General features: G+C 62.0%; 20 protein-coding genes. 6 read left to right on the top strand and 14 right to left on the bottom strand.

All coding sequences use genetic code 11. From position 1 onward, the window contains the following. The first annotated feature begins 160 nt into the window (after positions 1-160). Positions 161-595 (top strand): pseudoazurin, encoded by a 435-nt coding sequence (locus AC3A5Z_RS23650; RefSeq protein WP_487521723.1) that lies wholly within the window; start codon positions 161-163, stop codon positions 593-595. A 114-nt stretch (positions 596-709) separates the two neighbouring features. Here the strand turns inward: AC3A5Z_RS23650 and scpC are convergent, their stop codons facing one another. From scpC to AC3A5Z_RS23605, 9 genes are all read right to left on the bottom strand, one after another. Beyond that, positions 710-2206, bottom strand: coding sequence for a succinyl-CoA:acetate CoA-transferase ScpC (scpC, locus tag AC3A5Z_RS23645; protein ID WP_487521722.1), 1497 nt, complete (start codon positions 2204-2206; stop codon positions 710-712). Between the two features lie 109 nt (positions 2207-2315). Next, positions 2316-3218 carry an FAD:protein FMN transferase gene (locus AC3A5Z_RS23640; RefSeq protein ID WP_487521721.1) on the bottom strand — a complete coding sequence of 301 codons (903 nt, stop codon included), beginning with the start codon at positions 3216-3218 and terminating at the stop codon, positions 2316-2318. Next, positions 3215-3775 carry a nitrous oxide reductase accessory protein NosL gene (locus AC3A5Z_RS23635; RefSeq protein ID WP_487521720.1) on the bottom strand — a complete coding sequence of 187 codons (561 nt, stop codon included), beginning with the start codon at positions 3773-3775 and terminating at the stop codon, positions 3215-3217. Before AC3A5Z_RS23635 ends, AC3A5Z_RS23640 begins: the two co-directional genes overlap by 4 nt. Further along, complete coding sequence (locus AC3A5Z_RS23630; RefSeq protein ID WP_487521719.1) at positions 3772-4593, bottom strand: ABC transporter permease; 822 nt, start codon at positions 4591-4593, stop codon at positions 3772-3774. The genes AC3A5Z_RS23635 and AC3A5Z_RS23630 overlap by 4 nt, the downstream gene beginning before the upstream one ends. Next, the gene (locus AC3A5Z_RS23625; protein ID WP_487521718.1) at positions 4590-5483 is read right to left on the bottom strand and encodes an ABC transporter ATP-binding protein; all 894 of its coding nucleotides are present in this window, start codon (positions 5481-5483) and stop codon (positions 4590-4592) included. The genes AC3A5Z_RS23630 and AC3A5Z_RS23625 overlap by 4 nt, the downstream gene beginning before the upstream one ends. Beyond that, positions 5452-6780, bottom strand: coding sequence for a nitrous oxide reductase family maturation protein NosD (locus tag AC3A5Z_RS23620; RefSeq protein WP_487521717.1), 1329 nt, complete (start codon positions 6778-6780; stop codon positions 5452-5454). The genes AC3A5Z_RS23625 and AC3A5Z_RS23620 overlap by 32 nt, the downstream gene beginning before the upstream one ends. Before the next feature lie 2 nt (positions 6781-6782). After that, positions 6783-8729, bottom strand: a complete 1947-nt coding sequence (nosZ, locus tag AC3A5Z_RS23615; RefSeq protein WP_487521716.1) for a TAT-dependent nitrous-oxide reductase — start codon at positions 8727-8729, stop codon at positions 6783-6785. Next, complete coding sequence (locus AC3A5Z_RS23610) at positions 8722-10923, bottom strand: 4Fe-4S binding protein (protein ID WP_487521715.1); 2202 nt, start codon at positions 10921-10923, stop codon at positions 8722-8724. Before AC3A5Z_RS23610 ends, nosZ begins: the two co-directional genes overlap by 8 nt. A 3-nt stretch (positions 10924-10926) precedes the next feature. Beyond that, positions 10927-11283: a hypothetical protein gene (locus AC3A5Z_RS23605; protein ID WP_487521714.1), complete on the bottom strand. Its 357-nt coding sequence runs from the start codon at positions 11281-11283 to the stop codon at positions 10927-10929. A 167-nt stretch (positions 11284-11450) separates the two neighbouring features. On the opposite strand from AC3A5Z_RS23605, the gene AC3A5Z_RS23600 reads away from it, so the two are divergent. Then, positions 11451-11936, top strand: coding sequence for an RrF2 family transcriptional regulator (locus tag AC3A5Z_RS23600; protein WP_487521713.1), 486 nt, complete (start codon positions 11451-11453; stop codon positions 11934-11936). A 148-nt stretch (positions 11937-12084) separates the two neighbouring features. Beyond that, complete coding sequence (locus tag AC3A5Z_RS23595; protein WP_487521712.1) at positions 12085-12303, top strand: DUF1858 domain-containing protein; 219 nt, start codon at positions 12085-12087, stop codon at positions 12301-12303. Between the two features lie 106 nt (positions 12304-12409). On the opposite strand, the gene AC3A5Z_RS23590 is transcribed toward AC3A5Z_RS23595, so the two are convergent. Then, positions 12410-13105: a Crp/Fnr family transcriptional regulator gene (locus AC3A5Z_RS23590; protein WP_487521711.1), complete on the bottom strand. Its 696-nt coding sequence runs from the start codon at positions 13103-13105 to the stop codon at positions 12410-12412. A gap of 178 nt (positions 13106-13283) precedes the next feature. Between AC3A5Z_RS23590 and AC3A5Z_RS23585 the strand changes: the two genes are divergently transcribed. Further along, complete coding sequence (locus AC3A5Z_RS23585) at positions 13284-14471, top strand: NnrS family protein (RefSeq protein ID WP_487521710.1); 1188 nt, start codon at positions 13284-13286, stop codon at positions 14469-14471. A gap of 86 nt (positions 14472-14557) precedes the next feature. Then, positions 14558-14992, top strand: coding sequence for a pseudoazurin (locus tag AC3A5Z_RS23580; protein ID WP_487521709.1), 435 nt, complete (start codon positions 14558-14560; stop codon positions 14990-14992). Positions 14993-15092: 100 nt separating this feature from the next. Here the strand turns inward: AC3A5Z_RS23580 and AC3A5Z_RS23575 are convergent, their stop codons facing one another. The 3 genes from AC3A5Z_RS23575 to nirK all read right to left on the bottom strand — a co-directional run bounded on the left by AC3A5Z_RS23575 (position 15093) and on the right by nirK (position 17764). Beyond that, the gene (locus AC3A5Z_RS23575; protein WP_487521708.1) at positions 15093-15533 is read right to left on the bottom strand and encodes a CBS domain-containing protein; all 441 of its coding nucleotides are present in this window, start codon (positions 15531-15533) and stop codon (positions 15093-15095) included. 197 nt (positions 15534-15730) lie between these two features. Beyond that, positions 15731-16546, bottom strand: a complete 816-nt coding sequence (locus AC3A5Z_RS23570) for an SUMF1/EgtB/PvdO family nonheme iron enzyme (RefSeq protein WP_487521707.1) — start codon at positions 16544-16546, stop codon at positions 15731-15733. Positions 16547-16612: 66 nt separating this feature from the next. Then, the gene (gene nirK, locus AC3A5Z_RS23565) at positions 16613-17764 is read right to left on the bottom strand and encodes a copper-containing nitrite reductase (RefSeq protein WP_487521706.1); all 1152 of its coding nucleotides are present in this window, start codon (positions 17762-17764) and stop codon (positions 16613-16615) included. Between the two features lie 484 nt (positions 17765-18248). Between nirK and AC3A5Z_RS23560 the strand changes: the two genes are divergently transcribed. Continuing rightward, positions 18249-18503 carry a hypothetical protein gene (locus AC3A5Z_RS23560; protein WP_487521705.1) on the top strand — a complete coding sequence of 85 codons (255 nt, stop codon included), beginning with the start codon at positions 18249-18251 and terminating at the stop codon, positions 18501-18503. A gap of 566 nt (positions 18504-19069) precedes the next feature. Here AC3A5Z_RS23560 and AC3A5Z_RS23555 read toward each other — a convergent pair. After that, positions 19070-19462, bottom strand: coding sequence for a hypothetical protein (locus AC3A5Z_RS23555; RefSeq protein ID WP_487521704.1), 393 nt, complete (start codon positions 19460-19462; stop codon positions 19070-19072). Positions 19463-19795 lie beyond the last annotated feature (333 nt).

Genomic DNA, 19795 nt, shown 5'->3' with positions numbered 1-19795 from the left:
CTTCTGTGCCATTTTCTCATCCTCCAATGGGCTCAAAAGCCTACCTCAGGGAGGACCACTTTTCAGGGGGCAGACCAGAATGCGCTCGGATGTTGTGGAGGCGCAAAGAGCCGGTGCGCAGCACAGGCTAATGTCGCCACAAGAATCCAAAGGAAAAAAGATGTTCAAGTATCTCTGCGCCACGACTCTTGCCACGCTGATGCTCTGCGGGTCTGCCACCGCCGCCACCTTCGAAGTGAAGATGCTCAACAAGGGTGTCGATGGCATCATGGTGTTCGAGCCCGGCTTCACCGCCATTGACCCCGGCGACACCGTGGTGTTCCAGCCAACTGACAAGGGCCACAACGTCGAGACGATCAAGGGCATGCTGCCTGAAGGTGCCGAGGCGTTCAAAAGCAAAATGGGCGAGGAGTTCTCGGTCACTTTCACGCAGGAGGGCATCTACGGCATCAAATGCACGCCCCATGCCGGCATGGGTATGGTGGGGATGATCGATGTCGGCTCCCCGGTGAACCTTGAGGCGGCACTTGCCGTTCCGCAGAAGGGAAAGTCGAAGAAGCGCTTCGACGTCCTGTTCCCGCAAATCACGAAGTAAGCGTCCATTCGCGCAAAAGGGACGCCATCTGGAAAGATGGCGCCTTCCGGTCGGATCAACTCCGTTGGCTGTCCTTACAGGGCGCGAACATTTTCTGGGCCGATCCGCCGAATCTCAGTTCATCCGCCCTGCTTCCCGCAGCCGCACGTGCCAGGACAACGCTTCCTCCAAAACATGTGGCGTATGGCCACCGCGCAGCAGCGCGCGTCGCGAGTAGTCCTGCAACGCTTCGCGGTAGCTTGGATGCACGCAGTTAGCGATGATCACCGCCGCCCGCTCGCGCGGGGCCAGTCCGCGCAGATCGGCCAATCCGATTTCGGTCACCAGAATGTCCACGTCATGCTCGGTGTGGTCGACATGACTTACCATCGGCACCACCGACGACACATGCCCATGCTTGGCCAACGATTTCGTCACAAAGACTGACAGATATGCGTTGCGCGCGAAATCGCCCGACCCGCCGATGCCATTCATCATGCTGGTGCCCATCACATGTGTCGAGTTCACATTGCCGTAGATGTCGAACTCCAGCGCCGTGTTAATGCAGATGAGGCCAAGTCGCCGCACCACCTCCGGGTGGTTGGTGATCTCCTGCGGCCGCAGGATCAGCTTCGGCTTGTACTCCGCAAGCCGTGGCAGCACCTGCCGATACTTTTCCGCCGACAGCGTGATCGACGACCCCGAGGCGAACACCATCTTGCCGGAATCGATCAGATCGAAGGTCGAATCCTGCAACACCTCGGAATACATCTTCAGCCCGTGGAATGGCGTGTCGAGAAAGCCGTGCAGCACCGCATTGGCAATCGTGCCGATCCCGGCTTGCAACGGCTGCAACGTGTGATCCAGCCGCCCCTTCTTCACCTCGTCCAGCAGGAACTCGCTCAGGTGTCCAGCAATCGCCCGCGTGTCATGGTCTGGGTCGAGGATGGTGGAGGAGCTGTCGAGCTTTTCCGTCACCACGATGGCCGCGATCTTCTCCGGCGGGATCGGGATGAATGGCAGTCCGACCCGACTTTCCGGCGTGACGATCGGGATCGGCATCCGGTTCGGCCGGTAGGTCGGAATATAGATGTCGTGCAGCCCCTCCAGCACGGGAGGTTGGCTCAGGTTGATCTCGACGATCACCTTCTCGGCCAGAATGGCGAAGCTGGCCGAGTTGCCAACTGAGGTCGTTGGCACAATGCCACCGTTCTCGGTGATCGCCACCGCCTCGATCACCGCCACATCCACCCCCGGAATCTGCCGGGTGCGCAGCAGTTCCACCGTTTCTGACAGATGCTGGTCGATGAACATCACTTCGCCCGCGTTTATCGCGCGGCGCAGGGCGGGGTCGGATTGGAACGGCATGCGGCGCGACAGCACATGCGCCTCGGCCAGCGTCTTGTCGAGATCGTTGCCGAGGCTCGCCCCGGTGATAAGTGCGATCTTCAGCGGCTCGGTCTTTGCCCGCGCCGCCAGTGCCATCGGCACGGCCTTGGCCTCGCCTGCGCGGGTGAATCCGCTCATCCCAACCACCATCCCGTCTCGGATATGGCCCGCGGCCTGCTCTGCCGAAACCACCCGCTCCCGCAACCCCGGATGCCGGATGCGGTCTTTAGAAGTGCTCTTCACATGAATATTCCCCAACTCTGCACGATCTGAGCCACAGTGGCGGCATGCTAATGAAAAGAATTCAAGCGGAAGGATTTGAGCGTGGCAGGTTCGAGCAAGCCACTTAACCTTACGCTTTCAGCCCAGCAAGCTGCGCATTAGGCATCTTCGCCAGCGCCCTGTCGATTTCATCTCGGCTCATCAGACAGAACGCCGTGCTCAGCGCATCTGCCACTGCGGCACTCGGGCTGGTGACGCTGACCAGCTGCCAGCGCAGCTCCGCAGGATAGCCGGTGCGCGGATCGAGAATATGTCCGACTTGACCAGCCTCGTCGAAGACTGTGCCGCGGGGGGCGGAGCTTGCCAGCGCCATATCGCGGAGCGGCACGCTTCCGCCTGTCGCTAGTTGCACCGGCCAATCGCCGCCATTCGGGTGACTGCCAAGCGCGCGGAACTCACCGGTATCCACTAGAATGTTCGTCAGCCCCTCGGCACCCAAAAGCGCCGTTATCCGATCGGCGATGTAGCCTTGCGCGATGCCGTTCAGGCTCAGCGCCATCCCCTGCTGCAAGCGTATCGTGCTCTCGTCGAACTTCACCTTCTGCCAGCCAACTGCAGCAACTGCCGTGCGGATCGCAGCTGCATCCGGGGCGTGTCCGGCAGCAAAATGGGCGGCATAGCTGGCCCAGAGAGGCTGGATGGTCGGATCGAACAGGCCAGAAGTTGCGGCATGCACGCCGTCACATAGGCCGAGGCATTCCAGCAGCTCGAAGGGCGGCGCGTCCAGACGGCTTTTAGCATTCAGGAGGGTCAAGGCGGAGTCGGCGCGGTAGAGGCTGAATATTTGCTCCAGCCGAGCGATCTCGGCAAAAGCGCGTGCAGCGATCTGCGGCGCGTCTGGGTGGGCCAGCAGAATCGTGGCGCGTGCGCCGAGCGCCTGCCCCTGAGCGCGGTGAAGGGTTGCAGCGTGGCCCGGGCGTGCTAGTGCAAGCGCTGCGCTGATGGTGAGGAAGCGGCGGCGGGTGAGGGTCATCGATCTTGCCTTTGTGTTGACAGCTTGCGGAGGGTGTCCGCATAGGCCTCGTCCTCAGTGCCGCCTGTCGGCAGCGCGGGCTCCAGCACGTCGCTGTCTTCGATGGCACCGAAGGCGACCACGTGCCCGCCTTCGCGTCCGGAGAAGTCACGGGCGGCGGCTTCGGTCGCGAAAGGCACCAGCTCCGGAGCGTCCATGCCGCCACGGGCGGCGGAGCCCGCAACAAAAACCGCTTCTTCTGCTTCGATCCAGTTGTCGATGCCGGGCTCCTGCCAACTGGCGGCGGCACCCATGTCGTTGACGTAGATCGCAGTGATGGTGCCCTCTTGCTCGGGCATCCGCTGGTAGGCAATGGCATCGCGGACCTGACTGAAGAACAGCGGAGCCTCCAAGCCTTCAAGATGCACCTGTGCCTTCGGGCCGGGGTGTCCCAGCAGGTCCATCTGGCAGTAATGTCCCATCGCCTCGGCGGTCAGCGCCACAGGCAACGGGCGGATGGCGCCGTCTTCCCGGCAGGCGGACAGGGCAAAGAGGGCGACAAGCAGCGGGCGTTTCATGCCGTAATCCTTCGAAAAGCCGCGACCGCAAGGGCAAAGGCGGCGAGCGGCCAGAGCAGCAGCGACAGAAGCGCGTGCAGTGGAGGAATGGCATTGGCCGCGCCGCCGACACCCGCTGCCGCCGCAGTCGCGGAAGAGGCCGAGAGATTGTAGAGTCGGAAGGCATCCGCTGGATTGCCCAGCAGAAGCCAGGGGAAGATGTGCGTCGTGAAACTGCCGCCACTGTCAGCGACAACCGCCGCCAGCAGGCCCAGGTCGTAGAGCACGACCAAGACCAGCCAAAGGCCAATGGCCAGACCAGCTGCTGCGCCAGGACGGCGGGCGACAGCTGAGAGGGCATAGCCGACCGCCAGAAAGGACGCGCCCAGCAACAGCGAGGTCCAGAACAGTCGGATCAGCGCGGGCATACCGGCCGCCGCCTCCGGGTCAAGCGCAAAGGCTGAGGCGGCAGCGAGACCGTATCCCACAGCGACAGCCAGCGCGAGGATGCTCAAATGGGCGAGGAACTTGCCCAACAGCAACTCGGCCTTGGTGATCGGATACGTCAGCACCAGTGCCAGCGTGCCACGCTCCACTTCCCCCGCCACCGCATCGAAGGACATCAGCAGCGCCACCAGCGGCACCAGATAGACCGCAAGGCTCGTCAGGCTGGCGACGGTCACAGACAGTCGGTCCGCCCCGAGCGCCCCCGTCGCTCCGCTGCCCGCGGCGGCCAGCACCAGGGAGAACAGCGCCATCATCAACACGACGATGGCAACCCAGCGGTTGCGCAGCGCAATGCGGATCTCGGCGCTTGCGGTGGCAAGGATGCGGCTCATTGCGCGGGTCTCCGGCTGAAGTGGCTGTAGATGTCTTCGAGACTTGGCGGCATGATCTCGACGTCTTCGATCAACGCGCCGAGGGCCGCGATCTCGCCCAGGCGCGCCAGCTTGTCATCGTGCCCGCAGAGCAGATCGACGATCACCCCGTTCCGCCGACTGCCCGAAAGGCTCGCCGCCACTGCGTCGGCCATGTCGGGACGGGCGGCGATATGCAGGTGGGTGGGCAGGCTCGCCCGGCGGCGCAGCGCGGCTAGCGTGTCGTCGGCCATCAGTTTGCCGCCGGAGAGGATGACGATGCGGTCGGTTCGCGCCTCCACTTCGGTCAGCGCGTGGCTGGAAAGCAGGATTGCGGTTCCGGCAGCGGCAAGACCGTCAAGGATTTCGTAGAACTCGCGTCGCGATACCGGATCGAGCCCACTGGTCGGCTCGTCCAAGACCATCAGCTGCGGCTGGCCGATCAGCGCCTGCGCCAACCCGACGCGCTGGCGCATCCCCTTGGAATAGGTGCCGATCCGTCGCCGCGCCGCAGGGCCGAGGTTCACCCGCTCCAGCAGGCCCATTGCCAGCGCGGGCTTCTCGCCGCGCAGCCGCAGGTAGTAGGCCAACTGCTCCAGCCCCGTGAGGGCCGGATGGAAGGCGACGTTCTCGGGCAGATAAGCCGTTGCGTTGCGGGCGGCGGCGCTGCCTGGCGCATGGCCCAGCACGTCCACCGTGCCACTGTCGCAGGGGATTAGCCCCAGCACGATCTTCATCAGTGTGGATTTCCCGGCACCATTGTGGCCCAACAGCGCCACGCGCTCGCCGGGTGCGACGGCAAAGCCGACGGCATCCAGAGCCGCGGTGCCGTCATAGGTTTTAGTGACCGCTGAGAGGGTCAAGCTCTGCATCGTCAAGCTCTCCATTGGCCCAGTCGGGCCGCGAGGCGGCCTCCATCGCGGCGATGTTTTCGGGGACGGCAATCGCAAGCGGCGTCATCAGCGGGAAGGAATCCAGCACGCCACCGGGCAGGGTCGCCGGGAAACTGGCCTGGCTCCAACGGATCAGCTGCACGGCGGGAGAGCCGATCAGCAACGCCGCCGCGGGCTGGGACCAGAGGATGTGATCCATGAGGTCATTGGGACGGAAGCGGCCATCGGCAACGCCGTCGCCATCCAGGTCGAAGTCCGGGTGATCCGACCAGAAGTTGCCCCGGCCCTCGAAGCTCCACTCGATATCACGGGAGCCGACATATTTCACCTGCTCGCGGTTGCCGATGAACGCGTTGCCCGTCAGGGTGTTCTTCTCGGACCCGGCGGTGAAGTGGATGCCGATGGCGCAACCCTCGAAGCGGTTGTCGTGGATGACATTGCGCTGCGCGTTGTAGATGAAGGTGCATTTCTCTGTGCCGCCCCGCACCAGATTGCCGGTGACCTCCGAGTTGTTGACGGCGTTCAGCATCACGCCATGACTGCGGTCGCCAAGGCTCAGGTTGCCGGTGACCGTCAGGTGGTGCGAAGACATGAGGGCAAAGCCGAGGTGGTTGCCGATCGAGACATTGCCCGAAACCTCGTTGTTGTTGGCATACATGTAATGCACGCCAAACCGCAGATCACGGAGCAGATTGTTGCGGAAGACGTTGTCGTTCGAGACGTTGACGAAGATCCCGTCGCGACCAAAACGGATGTCGTTATCCTCGACCAGCAGGCCCGGTGCCATCCAGACATAGACGCCGTTGCCGCGCGCATTCATATGTGCGTCGCGCCGCCCGACGATGGTGTTGCGGCGAACGATGGCGTCGCTGGCCCCATGCACGTCGATGCCGACCAGATTGCCGAGCAGCCGGTTGTCCTCGACCAGAGGACGTTTGGCCCCCTTCAACAAGCGGATGCCACTGTCTATCTCGGTATGTGAACTGCCCGATCCGGTGATCTCCAGCCCGCGCACCGTCACGTCGTCGCCGGTCACCCGGATCACGCTGCCTTTGCCGTGACCGTCGATCACCGCCAGTCCCCGCCCGTCCAGCGTCAACGGACGGTCGAGCAGCACCGGGCCATCGTGGCGGCCCGGTGCGAGGATCAGCACATCGCCGGGAGTGGCCCCGGCAATGGCCACCAGCAGCGCCCCGTCCCCGGTCGGCACCAGCCGTTCCGCCGCTGCCACCGGAGTGGCCAGTGCGAACAGGAGGCATAGGAGGGGGCGCCACATCGTCAGGCCGCCTTCGGCTCGACGAACATCCGGCCGCGCATCTCCATGTGAAGCGCATGGCAGAACCACTGGCAGTAATACCAGTAGACCCCCGGATTGGCCGCGACGAAGGTAATTGAGGCGGTGGCCTGCGGTGCGACTTCCATTGCGACGCCGTGGTTGCCCATGGTGAAGCCATGGGTCAGGTCGTCCACGTCGTCGAGGTTGGTGCAGATGATCGTGACCTCGTCGCCCTGCTGCACGGTGAACTTTTCGAGGCTGAAGGCTGGGGCGATGGATGTCATGTAGACCCGCACCTTGTTACCGTCGCGGATGATCGCGTCCGTGAAGTCGTCGATGTCCACCTCGTCTGCCTCGGCCTGCTTGCGGGTTTCAGCCCACATCGGGTCCTGCCGGTCCCAGACCGAGCGGATGTTGGTCATCTTTGAGGCGTGAACTGCGATTGCGTCATGCGGTTCTGCGAAGTTGGGGCCGTCATGCAGCAGCACCATCTTGTCGCCCGAGATGTCGAACAACTGGTCGTTTTCGGGTTTCAGCGGGCCGACGTTCAGGAACCGATCCTTGGAGAACTTGGATAGGCAGACCAGCCACTTGCCGTCGGCCTCTAGCGTTTCCCCCATCGTGGTTTTCAGGTGCCCCGGTTGGTAATGCACGTCGACCTTGTCGAGGATCGGATCGACTTGCGCGCCGTTGTGAGCGTCGATGGCCTTCTGGATGTTCCACTTCACCACCTGACTGTCGAGGAACAGCGAGGTATAGGCATTGCCTGCGCCGTCGAAGGCGGTGTGAAGCGGGCCGAGCCCCAGCTCCGGTTCGGCCACCACCACCGAGCGCGGATCGATGTCGCTGGTGAACAGCGCGTCGATCCGCGTCACGTCGATGACCGTCACCGTCGGCGACAGCTTGCCAGCGATGCAAAGGTGCTTCCGGTCGGGCGCCATGTTGCAGCCATGCGGATTGTTGGCGATCGGGATGTAGCGGGTGTATTGCTTGTTCTGGCCCTTGCGGCCATCGAGAACCTTGACGCCGTTCAACTCCTGAAAGTCGCCGGCGGCAATGCCCTTTTCAATTTCGGCGAGGTTGAAGACCACGAGGTGATCCATCTCGGCTTCCATCATCTCGCCGAGGTTGGTGCCCATCTCGGAATTGTAGGACGTCGAGAAGGCGTATTTGCCGTCATAATCCGCGTCCGTGTTGTCGAGGTTGCCGCTGACGATGATCTGCCACGCGACCTGCATCTCGTCGGCGTTCACGGCGGTGAAGAAGTTCACGTATTGCGACGGATCATCAAGGATCTTGCCGTCATTCACGAGCGGCGTCTCGTCCTCGCCGTTGCAGAACAGATAGTTCGTGCGCGGCCATTTCTGCGGGCGCATGCCGTGGATCGCTTTGGCGTTCGGGATCTCGAGGATCTTGTCGGTCTTCATCACGTCGCAGCGCACCCGGGCAACGCGGGTGTTGGCCTTGTCGTTCATGTAAAGATAGCGGCCGTCATACTTGCCCTCGGTATAGGACATGTGCAGGTGGTGCAGGTCGCCGTTGTCGTGAACCTTCTTGCCGTTCGCGGCGAGGAAAGCCTTGGTCTTGTCGGTCATGTTCTCGGTCATGATGCGGAGCGACTCGTTGGTCTGGCCCCAGCCGGTGGCAGAACAGCGGTTGAACACTGGCACCCGCATCAGCTCGCGCATCGACGGGATGCCCAGGATACGCATTTCGCCGGTCTGGCCCGAGGACCAGAAGCCGTAGTATTCGTCCAATTCGCCGGGTGCGAGATTGGCATGCACGCCTTGCGCCTTCGCACTGCTGCTTGCAGCCACGGTTGCTACACTGGCCCCGCTGAGCAGCATGGCGGCTTGCGGCGCGCCAAAGGCGCCCAGCATTGCCCCGCCGGCGGTGGCTCCCAGCAGCCCGCGGCGGCTGATGCCTATGTTTTCGGGTTTGTCAGACATTGTGTCGTTCCTTCAGATTGGGATGGTTTGCGATGGCAGGGTCGAATGCGTCCCGCGCCTTGGCGATGGTCTGGCGGCGCTTCACCTGCTTGATGACCACCGGGCATTTGACTTCCGACTGGTAGAGCACTTGGCAATGCAGGCAGTTCACGCACTCGTTCGGGTTGATCTCGCCCGTCGGGTGGATCGCCTGGACGGGGCATTCATTGGCGCAGGTTTGACAGGGGCTCCCGCATTCGTGGTAGCGTTTCAGCCAATCGAACATCCTCATCCGCGCCGGGATCGCCAGCGCCGCCCCGAGCGGGCAGAGGTAGCGGCAGTAGAACCGCTCCACGAACAATCCGAGCCCCAGCAGGACCAGCGCGTAGAGGACGAAGGGCCAGGCCCGGTCGAACTTCAGCACGATGGCGGTTTTGAAGGGCTCGATTTCGGCGAGATGCTCGGCCTGCTCGACAGAAGCCAGCGTCACGGCGAAGAGGCCGAGGAACAGGATGTATTTCACCGCCCACAGCCGCTCGTGCAGCCCCCAGGGCAGCGTCCATTGCGGCACGCGGCATGCTCTTGCCAGACGGTTGGTCAGCTCCTGCAAGGCACCGAAGGGACAGAGCCAGCCGCAATAGGCCCCTCGTCCCCAGAACAGCAGCGCAGCGGCGACCGAGGACCAGAGGATGAAGGTCAGCGGGTCGAGGAGGAACGCCTGCCACGAGAACCCGGTGATCATCGAGGAGACCAGCGCCATCAGGTTGACGATGGACAGCTGCGCATTGGCATACCAGCCGAGAAAGACCAGTGTCGTGGACAGGAAGGTCATGCGGAACCAGAAGAACAGCCGATCCGACCGCGTGACCCAGAACTGGAAGAAGAAGGCGGCGGTCAGGATGCCCAGCATCGCGAGCACGCCTGCGATCTCGACCGCGCTGTCGCGCCAGATCCGCTGCCAGAGTTCCGTTTGGGCGGCCAGCTCGGCGGTCACATCTGGGGCGGCCGTAACAGGCGCGGTCATTGCAGGGGCGACCAAGGCTGTTAGGTAGTCGGGCGGCAGTTGATAGCCGAGGTCGAAGGTGGTGAAGACCTTCTCGATCGGCCCGACGGCGCGATGCACCAGCAGTTGCAGCCGGAAAGGCGCTGTCGGGTCAAAGCCTGTGTCGGCGGGAATGCGGAACAGGTCCATCTCGGGCAGGGTGGGCGTGCCGGTGGCGGCAATGTTGCCTAGCCTACGGTGTTCCTTGTCGCGGAACCGGATGGTGATGTCGCCCTGGATCAGCACGAAGCGGTCGAAGATGCCGCCGCGCACATAGCCCGACCCCTTGTAGGAATAATCGCCCCGACCAGCCAGCATCAGCGCGCTGTCGCCGGGTTGTAGCCAGCCCTGCAGATTGGCGGACCCGGCCTCGCCGAGCAGGCTCCGGCCGATAGCCGGAACGCCGACAAGGCTGGCATAGACATCAATGAAAGCCGCTTCCGGAGCGCCAGGTAACGGCCGGGCGATGGCGCGCGGATCGCCCAAGGTTTCGAAGGCCGCGTTGATCTGGCCCACGTCCACGGATAGCCGCCGCACCGTTCCGTCGCCCAGCAGCGTCAGCCAGTCGCTCGCCGCATTCGCATCCGGGGCAAGTTCGCGCTTCGGACCGGTCGCGGCCATCTCCGCCTGCAGACCGCCCAGCCCCATCGCCCGAGCAACCTGAAGCCCGGAGCGCAGGATGGAATCGTCGATTACCATCACGGTCACGGTCGCCCCGGAGATGATGTTCAGCTTGTGGTCGCCGCCCTTGGCATGCTCCACAAAGTCGAACCCGATATAGCCTTCTATGAGTGCGCGGACCTTTGCTTCGGGGATGCCGACAAGCACGATGGGCTCGGAATGCTTTACGAGCCTCAGGCCGACCATCTTGCCGTCGAGACCAACCGCGCCCAGCACATGGATGGGCTTGCCGGAATAGCCGGTGGTGCCAACGAAATCCGAGGTGAGAAAGGCCCAGGCCACCGTCTCGCCGCTCTGCAGCACTGGCGCCACCGGCAGTTCACTGTGCGGCGGGCCGTAAGCGTCAGCTCCCGCGACCAACTCTGCGGCGGGAACTTCGGCGAGGTATTGCGGCAGGAGGGGATCATCAGCCCGCGCGGGCCCGCTCATCGCGAAGGAGAGCAGGAGGGAAGCGCAGAGGGCAATTAGTCGGGAGGCCATCGGAAGAGACATTGATTAGACCTCTGGCGGAGGGCCGCGGGCGGTCGCGGTGGCGACAGACCGGGCGAAAGGGTGTGCAGGCTGAGCAAGGTAGGTTTCGCGACGGGCTGCGGCGGGCTTCGGATGCACGAGGCTAGGCGGCAGGGTGGCTGCCACGGGCTGCAGGCAATCCGGGCACCCGTGATGCGCGCACCTCGCCGGGTCGACGAGGTCGCCAGCAGCATCCAGCGTGATTGTCTCCGCACCTTCTTCCGAGCAGATCACCATCTCGGTGTGTCCCGGCATCTGCCCGGCATGGCCTGTGCCCATGCCCAAACCTGCCAGCGCAAGGCTGAGAAGAACTGAGAGGCAGAGGTGCACCTTGATGGTCATCGTCCCTACCTAGACGAGTCGCGCGGTGCATTACTTGATATGGATCATATAATCTGTCCTTATTAAGCTGCCTTGTCGGGAGGCACGCGACGGGTGATTGGCCTGTGGTGCCGATTGATGGCGCCGGAACCGTGGGGAAATGTCAAAAGGCGTGAAGTGGAAATCAGATGCGACTTACGAAGTTCAGCGACTATGCCCTGCGCGTCCTCGTCTTCGCAGCCTCGGCCCCGCATGGCAGACGCGTGACGATCGCGGAGACAGCAGTGGTCTACGGAATCTCGCAGGCTCATCTCAAGAAGGTGGTCATGAAGCTGACCCATGTCGGCTTTCTGCTAGGGGAGCGCGGCCGGACGGGCGGCTACCGGTTGTCCCGCTCGCCCGACCAGATCAAGTTAGGTGCTGTCCTGCGGGCCACGGAAACCGATTTTGCGATGGTCGAGTGCCTCCAAAATGACAACCTTTGTTGCATCCAGCCTCATTGCCGTATTCCGCCGATCCTTTCGAAGGCCACGGCAGCATTTCTCGCGGTGCTCGACGACCACACCCTTGCAGACATTATTCCTGGCGGTCCGGTTCTGCCGGGTCATCTGAACACTGAAGCTCTCGGGCGCTTTCCTGAGACGGCGCAGGACAGCATCGACCGCCATGTATAAGGCGGGCCGGGTCGCCAGCTGTCGGCTGGGATTGCAAAAAACCAGGCTACGCATCCGCCGCAAGGTTGTCGCAGAACAACGACCCTGGCGAGCGGCTGGGCCATAATCGCGAAAGCCGGGAGGCCTGCTCCGCGGTGTGGAGCCTCATATGAAACACATGACAATAGATGACCCTGATCTGACGCTCGATCAGATGTTCAGGCGTTGGCCCGCGACCGGTTGTGTCTTTCTAGATCGCCGCATGTTCTGCTTTGGCTGCCCAATCGCGCCGTTCCATACGGTGGTCGATGCCTGCGAGGAGTATCATCTGGACGAGGCAGAATTCCGCGGCGCGTTGCGCGCTGCGGCTCAATTCGGGAAGATTTGAGTTGCTCTACGAGAAGCCCCGGGTGACTTTCTTTACACTGGGTGACTTCGAGCCAACGAAGCAGACGCCCGCCGTCATGCATCGTGATTATCAATCCAAGGCTGGTTCAGCCGCCCCCGACGCTGATAACCACCAGTTGGTGTGGAGCCGTTACCACGATACGCTTTCTAGCGCTTTCTATAATGCCCTGCTTTTCCCACGCGCTTAGAAGGCGGCTTACGGTGTGCAGTGTGGTGCCGGTCATTTCCGAGATGTTCTGCCGGGTGATCGGGAAGTCGATCTCGATCCCATTGGCGACCTTGCGCCCCGACTGCTTGACCATCCGCAAAAGGGCCGCCGCCACGCGCTGCTCGACGTGCTGCGTTGCAAGCTCTGTGATGCGACCCTGCATCTCGCCCAGCCGAGCACTGACGGTGCGGTATGTCTCCGTAGCAAAGCCGTCGTAGCGGCTGGTGAAGTTAACCCAATGCCTTACTGGCCAAGACAGCGCCAGCGATTCCGCGGCCGCAATTGCCGTTGCCGGATAGGTGTCGCGTCCAAGTGCCGGGGCGATTCCGAAGAGCTGGCCGGGGACAATGTGCAGCATGATGATCTGCTCACCGCTTGGGGTGATGCGGACCACTCGGATCGTGCCGTCCAGCAGCAGGAAGAAGCGTTCGGCGGGTAGGCTTTCGCCGAAGACAGCCACGCCTTCTTCGTAGCGATGGGAGCTTGCAAGATCGAGGATCTCCCGGATCTGCGATCGGTCGAGGCGCGAGAAGGGGGGCAGCGTCGTCAGAAGGCTTTCATCGAGCTTGTTCAATTTGCGTCCGAAGGTTGCGCCAGCACAACGTCCGGCTAGCTCTGCATAACGTATGTCGGCCAAATACGTAACCTGCCGCAAGCGGCAAGGCCGTATGCAGCTGTGAGCGTCCCTGCTTTGGCTGGTAACTTCGGGCGGCGCGGTTTGGCATCGCCTGTTTTTTCTTACGGAGGCCGAAATGGCGAAGACCGCCAACTACACCGGCCCAGCCATGTTCAGCTATGGGTTCCGCCCGTTCTTTCTGGGTGCGGCGATATTTGCCCTGCTGGCGGTCCCGGTCTGGATGCTGACCTATACCGGCAGGCTGACGCTAGGTGGCCCGTTCTCGCCGCTGGACTGGCACATCCACGAAATGCTGTTCGGCTACACGTCAGCCGTGCTCGCGGGATTTCTATTCACCGCGGTGCCGAACTGGACAGGGCGGATGCCGACGCGCGGCCTGCCGCTGATGCTGCTGGCCGCGCTCTGGGTTGTGGGCCGGCTGGCTGTTGCCGGGGTCTTCGGTGCGGGGCCGCTGCTGATCCTGTTGATCGACGCCGGATTTTTGTTCGCTATCGCCGCGATGGTGGTGACCGAAATTGTGGCTGGCAAGAACTGGGGCAACCTGAAGGTGGTCATTCCAGTGCTGATCTACTGCGCCGCAAACGTCACTTTCCATCTCGAGGCCATGGTCACCGGAAGCAGTGATTTTAGCCGCAGGTTCGGGTTCTCGGTGGTGATTTTCCTGATCATGTTGATTGGTGGACGGATCATACCCAGCTTTACGCGGAACTGGATGGTGAAGCAGAAGGTGACGCCGCTGCCGGTGCCGTTCAACCGGTTCGACGGAGCCTGTCTGGTCGCAGCTGCGGTCGCAATGCTGCTTTGGACAGTGATCCCTGACGCTTTGGTCAGCGCAGCCGTGTTGGTGATTGCCGCCGCCCTGCACATCGTCCGCCTTCATCGCTGGCATGGGGAGCTGACATGGCGTTCGCCGCTCCTACTGATGCTGCATCTGGCCTACTGCTTCATCCCGCTCGGCCTTCTGGCAACTGCGCTCGCTGTCATCGGCATCCTGCCGAGTGCCACAGGATTGCACCTTCTGGGCATCGGCGCCGCCGGCGGTATGACCGTGGCTGTGATGATGAGAGCCTCATTTGGTCATACGGGCCGGTCGCTGGAAGCGGGCCGCGTCTTGACACTTGCCTTCGCCTTGGTCGTCTTGGCTGGGCTTGTGCGCGCTGCTCTTCCTGATCTTGAGATTGCCGGGGTCAGCGGCCTTTGGATCGCCGCATTATTGTGGACTGCGGGCTATGGCCTGTTCCTCTGGCGGATCGCCCCTGTGCTCCTGCGGCCAAATGTGGCGCGCCGGACGGCCAACGCCTGATCCTACCGGCTCAGACGTTGTGGAGGCGCAAAGAGACCGCGCGCAGCAGGGTCTAATATCTCCTCAGACATTCAAAAGGAAACCAGATGTTCAAGATTCTCTGCGCCGCAAGCCTCGCTACCCTGACGCTTTCCGGCTTTGCCAACGCCGCCACCTTCGAAGTGAAGATGCTGAACAAGGGGATCGACGGTGCCATGGTGTTCGAACCTGGATTCACGGCCATCACCCCTGGCGACACCGTGGTATTCCAAGCGACAGACAAGGGCCACAATGTCGAGACCATCAAGGGCATGCTGCCCGAAGGTGCCGAGGCGTTCAAAAGCAAGATGGGCGAGGAGTTCTCGGTGACGTTTACGCAAGAGGGCATTTATGGCGTCAAATGTACGCCCCATGCCGGCATGGGCATGGTCGGGATGATCGACGTAGGCTCTCCGGTGAACCTCGAGGCGGCACTTGCCGTTCCGCAGAAGGGCAAGTCGAAGAAGCGCTTCGACGTCCTGTTCCCGCAGATCACGAAGTAAGTGGACGGCTAAACGAAAGGGGCGGCATCTGGTCAGGTGCCGCCCATTCTTGTGGTAAGAACTGTTCCTTTAACGGCGAGGGATCTCTGCCGTTGGACGCTCATCGATAGCCAACACCCTTCACGTAATCGATCAGTTGTTCTTCCTCTCCCGCTAGATCACCTAACAGCACACGAAGCACAGCCCGCGCAGTCAGGACCCCAAGGGGCCGATTGTTCTCGTCCACCACAGGGATGTTTCTGAGATGTCGCGCCTTCATCCTCTCGGACACGTCCTGCAACTGATCCGACACTTGGCATAGCACGACATCGCGCGTCATCACCGCGGAGGCCGGGCACAAGCACGTCACCCCGGTGCAGTTGCTGATCTGCCTGACGACATCCGTGTTGGTTATAACCCCCATCAGAGTGCCCGTGCTGTCGCAAACCATCACCAGATTCGCCTTGGCGGCCAAGATCTTGGCTGCATCGATCAGCTTGGCATCATCGGCAATTGTGACGAGCCTTTCGCGCGCCGTTTCCAGCATGCTTTCGACGAACATCGTTCCAACTCCTTGCCATGGCCGCAGAACAGGGAGCCTCACCATAGCACCCCTCTCTCGCTGGAAGGTGGGCCCATACGACCAAGCTGGAGCGAGCCGGCTGATAGGAGGTCACCGAGTGATCTGATTGGACATTGATCATCGATCTTCTTGATCTTCCTGCCGGGATCAGAGGTTTCCTGGTCACTAACCTCGGATCAAGACCTCCAGGAATCCCGGACAAGACGAAAGCCCAAGAAGTCGGGGGGCACCCCGACCGCGCATCCACCTGATCGCGCATCGCGCACGAAGTCGATGATGAACGCCCGGTGTCGCCCCTGAACAGCGCGCACACCGCAGTAGTCCGCCATCGATGCGATCGCCGAGCCGTCCCCGGTGAGCGTGCCGTTCTGGAAGCAGGTTTCCGTCCACTCCCACACATTGCCGGCCACGTCGGCTACGCCGAGCTTGTTCTCTCCAAAATAGGCCAAGGGATGCGATTGCAGATCAGCGTCACCCCGCAGGGCCACCTCCCGGCGGTAGCTGGCGATCCAGCGCTGCGCCGGATCTGCGCCGTTGGCGGCAGCATCAAAGCCGTCTTCGGGGGCACGTTCTGCCGCGGCGCGCAGCCATTCTTCGTCCGTGGGCAGACGCCAGCCCTGACCGCTCTGCTCTGACAGCCAACCGGCATAGGCGATCGTGTCGGCATAATTCACCCCGGTCTGAGGGTGGTCAATCCGCGCCTCTGATTTCGAAGCGAGGGCAGGGCACGCCCCGGCCCCAACGCAGCGGGCGTATGCGGCCTCGGTCACCTGATATTTCATGATGTCCAGTGGCGTCGCGCCCTTGCGCGCCAGAAAAGGAGCATCGACGATGCGGGTGCCCTGTCGGAAGTCGCCTGCTGGCCGGTAGCTGTAGGTGCCTGCAGAGATGCGCACCAACTCGGGAAGCTCAAGTGCCTCATCCTTCCGGCAGGCGGAGAGACTAGCCAAGGCCGCGAACGCCAAGATGGCAGCAACAAGCGACCCGTTCATAACTGAGCTCCTCAAAAAGAAAGGACGACCCCGAAGAGGGGCCGCCCGTTGTCATGGTTGGAACGCCTATGGCAGCGCGGACCGTCCTTCGTGGAGGATGTCATACTCGACCGGTGCCACGACTTGCTCCATCAGGTCGTTGTTCCAGTCCCCGCCAACGATCACGTGTGCGGTGGCGCCGAGGTTCACTGCCTCGATCAGGTTATGGTTTACGTAGGCGTAGACGCCCGGCTGCAGGAAGGTGTAGAGCGCCGCTCCGGCCGACCCGCCGCGGATGAACCAGGTCTCCAGATCGCGCTCCGGCGGGTTGTTGAACTTGCCCGTCTCCCAGACCAGATCGCCGTGGCCACCGATCATGTGCGGGCGGCTGTCGCGGTTGGCCTGACTGTGAACGAACAGCACTGTCTCGCCCTGTTCTGCTGGCAAGGCATTGCCACCGGTCAGCGCGCCGACAGCACCGTTGAAGACGACATGCGTCGGGATCAGGCTGTTCATCACTTGCAGCGTGTCATCGTAGGACTCGCCCGGATCGGCGTAGCGCTTGTAGGCCCCGTCGGCGTCCTTCGGGATGTAGAAGTCGTTCTCACCGATGTAGTAGACGCGGTCATATTTGACCGGCTTGCCCAGGTGATCCTTCAGCCCGTCGCGTGGCAGCACCATGATGCAGCCCGACATGCCGGAGACCACGTGCCACGGGATCATCGGACCGCCCGGCGCGCAGTGATAGACGAAGACGCCGGGTCGGGTCGCTTTGAAGCGCAGCACCGCCTTCTCGCCGGGATTGACCAGCGTCAGCCCGCCGCCCCCCAGCGCGCCGGTGGCGGCGTGGAAGTCGATGTTGTGCTGCATCATGTTCTCGGGCGGATTGAACAGGGTCAGTTCGACATAGTCGCCCTCATGCACCACCATCATCGGGCCGGGCATGGAGCCGTTGAAGGTCATCGCCTGTAACCACGCGTTCTCGTCGACCTGCATCTCCTTCTCGACGATCTTCATCTCGAACTCGATGATGCTTGGACCCGTAGTGGCGACTTGCTCGTGCTCGTGGACCAGAGGTGGCTTGACCAGAGCCTGCTTTCGGCGCGGCATTGTGGCGAGGTTGGATGGAATGGCGGTGACGAGGGTCAGCACATCTTGCGCTCCGGCAGCCCGGCTGAAGACGAGGGGTGCACTGGCAATCATGGCGGCCCCCATGAGGGCGGCGCGGCGGGTAAACATCGGGTATTCCTTTGCAGGCAAATCCTGTCCCCCAAAGCTAGTCCTTCGGCCCAAGCAGAAGGTTGCGCTTGCACAACCTTCGCCCGCCACAGGGTGCGACATAATGGACGGTGATGGCCCGTTTTTGGTTTGGCAGATGGATGCCGCAGGATTGAGCGGCCCTCCGGGACCTGTAGTCGCTCGGCGAGCCGCAGCTTTCATCAGTAGGAACATCGAGCCGATCAAGGAATTGAACAAGCAGCCCGTCGCGGCTGAGGATCCGTCAAGATCAGATTTGCGTTCAGCGCATAGCAGAGCAGCACCCTGGTTGTCCTAAGCCAAGCTCCCACCCGCCGGCTCCGGCCCATTATGTCCGAATGGCTCCCGGCCATTCCGTGTCACAGTTCGCGCAGCAGACGGCGACGCCATTGGCAAGACACCAGCCGCTATAGGTAAGAGTATTACAGCCGGTTTTATGGCTTACTCGATCTAAGGGAGGGACACGGTGGACACGGACGACGTCGGGGCTGCGGAACCCGTCTGCCCACATTGTGGACAAGGCAGCATCCGGTGTTTCCCCTGCAAGATGATCTGCGACGACTGCCAGCACACCGAGGCAGTCGCCCATGAGCCGGGCGAGGACAAGGACGCTTTCACTGCCAGGCTGGACGAGATGGCGGCACGCTGGCACACGACGTCGGAACGAATGCGCACCGGTCAGGATTACGACCCCTACGACGATCCGGATTGGACGGCGTAGGCTGCGCGGGAAAAGGATAAGAAGCGGATGGAAGTGTGGATGATCTCTCATTCTCAAGACGACGATCCGGATACCTACGTGGCCCGGCTCTGGAGCTTTCAGAGCGCATTCGAGGGACCGCCGGTCCTGACCAGGAAGAAGCAAAGCGCAGCCACCCTCGAAGAGGTCAGAGAGTTGGTCCACGGAGGCGACGGGGTCTGTCGGCTTTATCCTCGATCAGAGACGAGGTTAGACACCCATCTTGTGGAGAGCTGGCGCATTCTTAAGCATCCTGCCAGAGGGTAAGCCTACCCGCGCCGACCCGGAGGAGCCTGCCTCAACAAACAGCACAGGATGAGACTGAAGGTCAAAGTTCGCCTTAAACCCGCCATTTTTTTAACGGTTTAGCTGAAACAGCAGGAACCGCCGAGACCGGTGAAATCTTGAGGGCGGCGCGGGACACCATGAAGTCCCTTATGGCTGCGAGAAACCCCACTCGCGCGTCCCGCGCAGCCCGCCCTACTTACCCTCCCGCCGCGGCATTTGAGCCGCCTTTGGGGGCTTAGTTTGCGATCGCAGCGCGAAAACTACTCTCCTCGCGGCGACGCCCTCTGAACAGCGGCTCGTTCAATGTCGCGCTCGATTTGCTCAGCAATCTGTCGGAACGCAGGGGCAATCTTTTGTGCAGCTTTGTCTTCGATGTCGCGGTAAAGCACCGTGTCCGATGCAGCCGGAATGAGGAACGCAATCTTCAAGACGCTCGATTCCATCACGTTCGCTAGACTATGAGAGATATCCAGCGTGAAATTCACTTTAAAATGCTGTGGTTTAGATGCGACGGCAGGCTGACTGAACGTGACGTTTCCTTCGGTTTTCGACGTTGCGCTTCGCGCGGCGACTGACGGGATGTATTCGATCGAACCATTATTTAGGCCAGTCAGTTGCATTTCACCGATCTCCTTCGGGCAGCGCAGCAGCATCTATGCCAACCGCGGTAGTGGGTCCACGCATGAGCGTTGCTGCACGAACAGCTTGCCCTAGGATAATCCTTCAAATTGGGCGGAATGATGGTGGCAGATACGGCGTGGCAATCCTGGATGCTCCGCCGACATCGCATGCGCAGATCGTGGTGACGCCCTTGTGGGCGATGAGTGCGCACCAACGCAACGCCATGCCGCATTGTCTACAACAATGACCTGATCGAAAGCCGACCGACTTTGCTATGGCCCTTGCTGCCGAATATGCGCACAAAGGCTGCGGTCCGCGTATATTCGCCCCATCCTCGATAAGTCTTGGGTGTTAACGAAAATGAC

It is taken from the genome of Cereibacter sp. Soil_C_27 (assembly GCF_057657095.1).
Note: the sequence above shows the minus strand (reverse complement) of the source record. Positions and strands in the feature narration are given on the sequence as shown.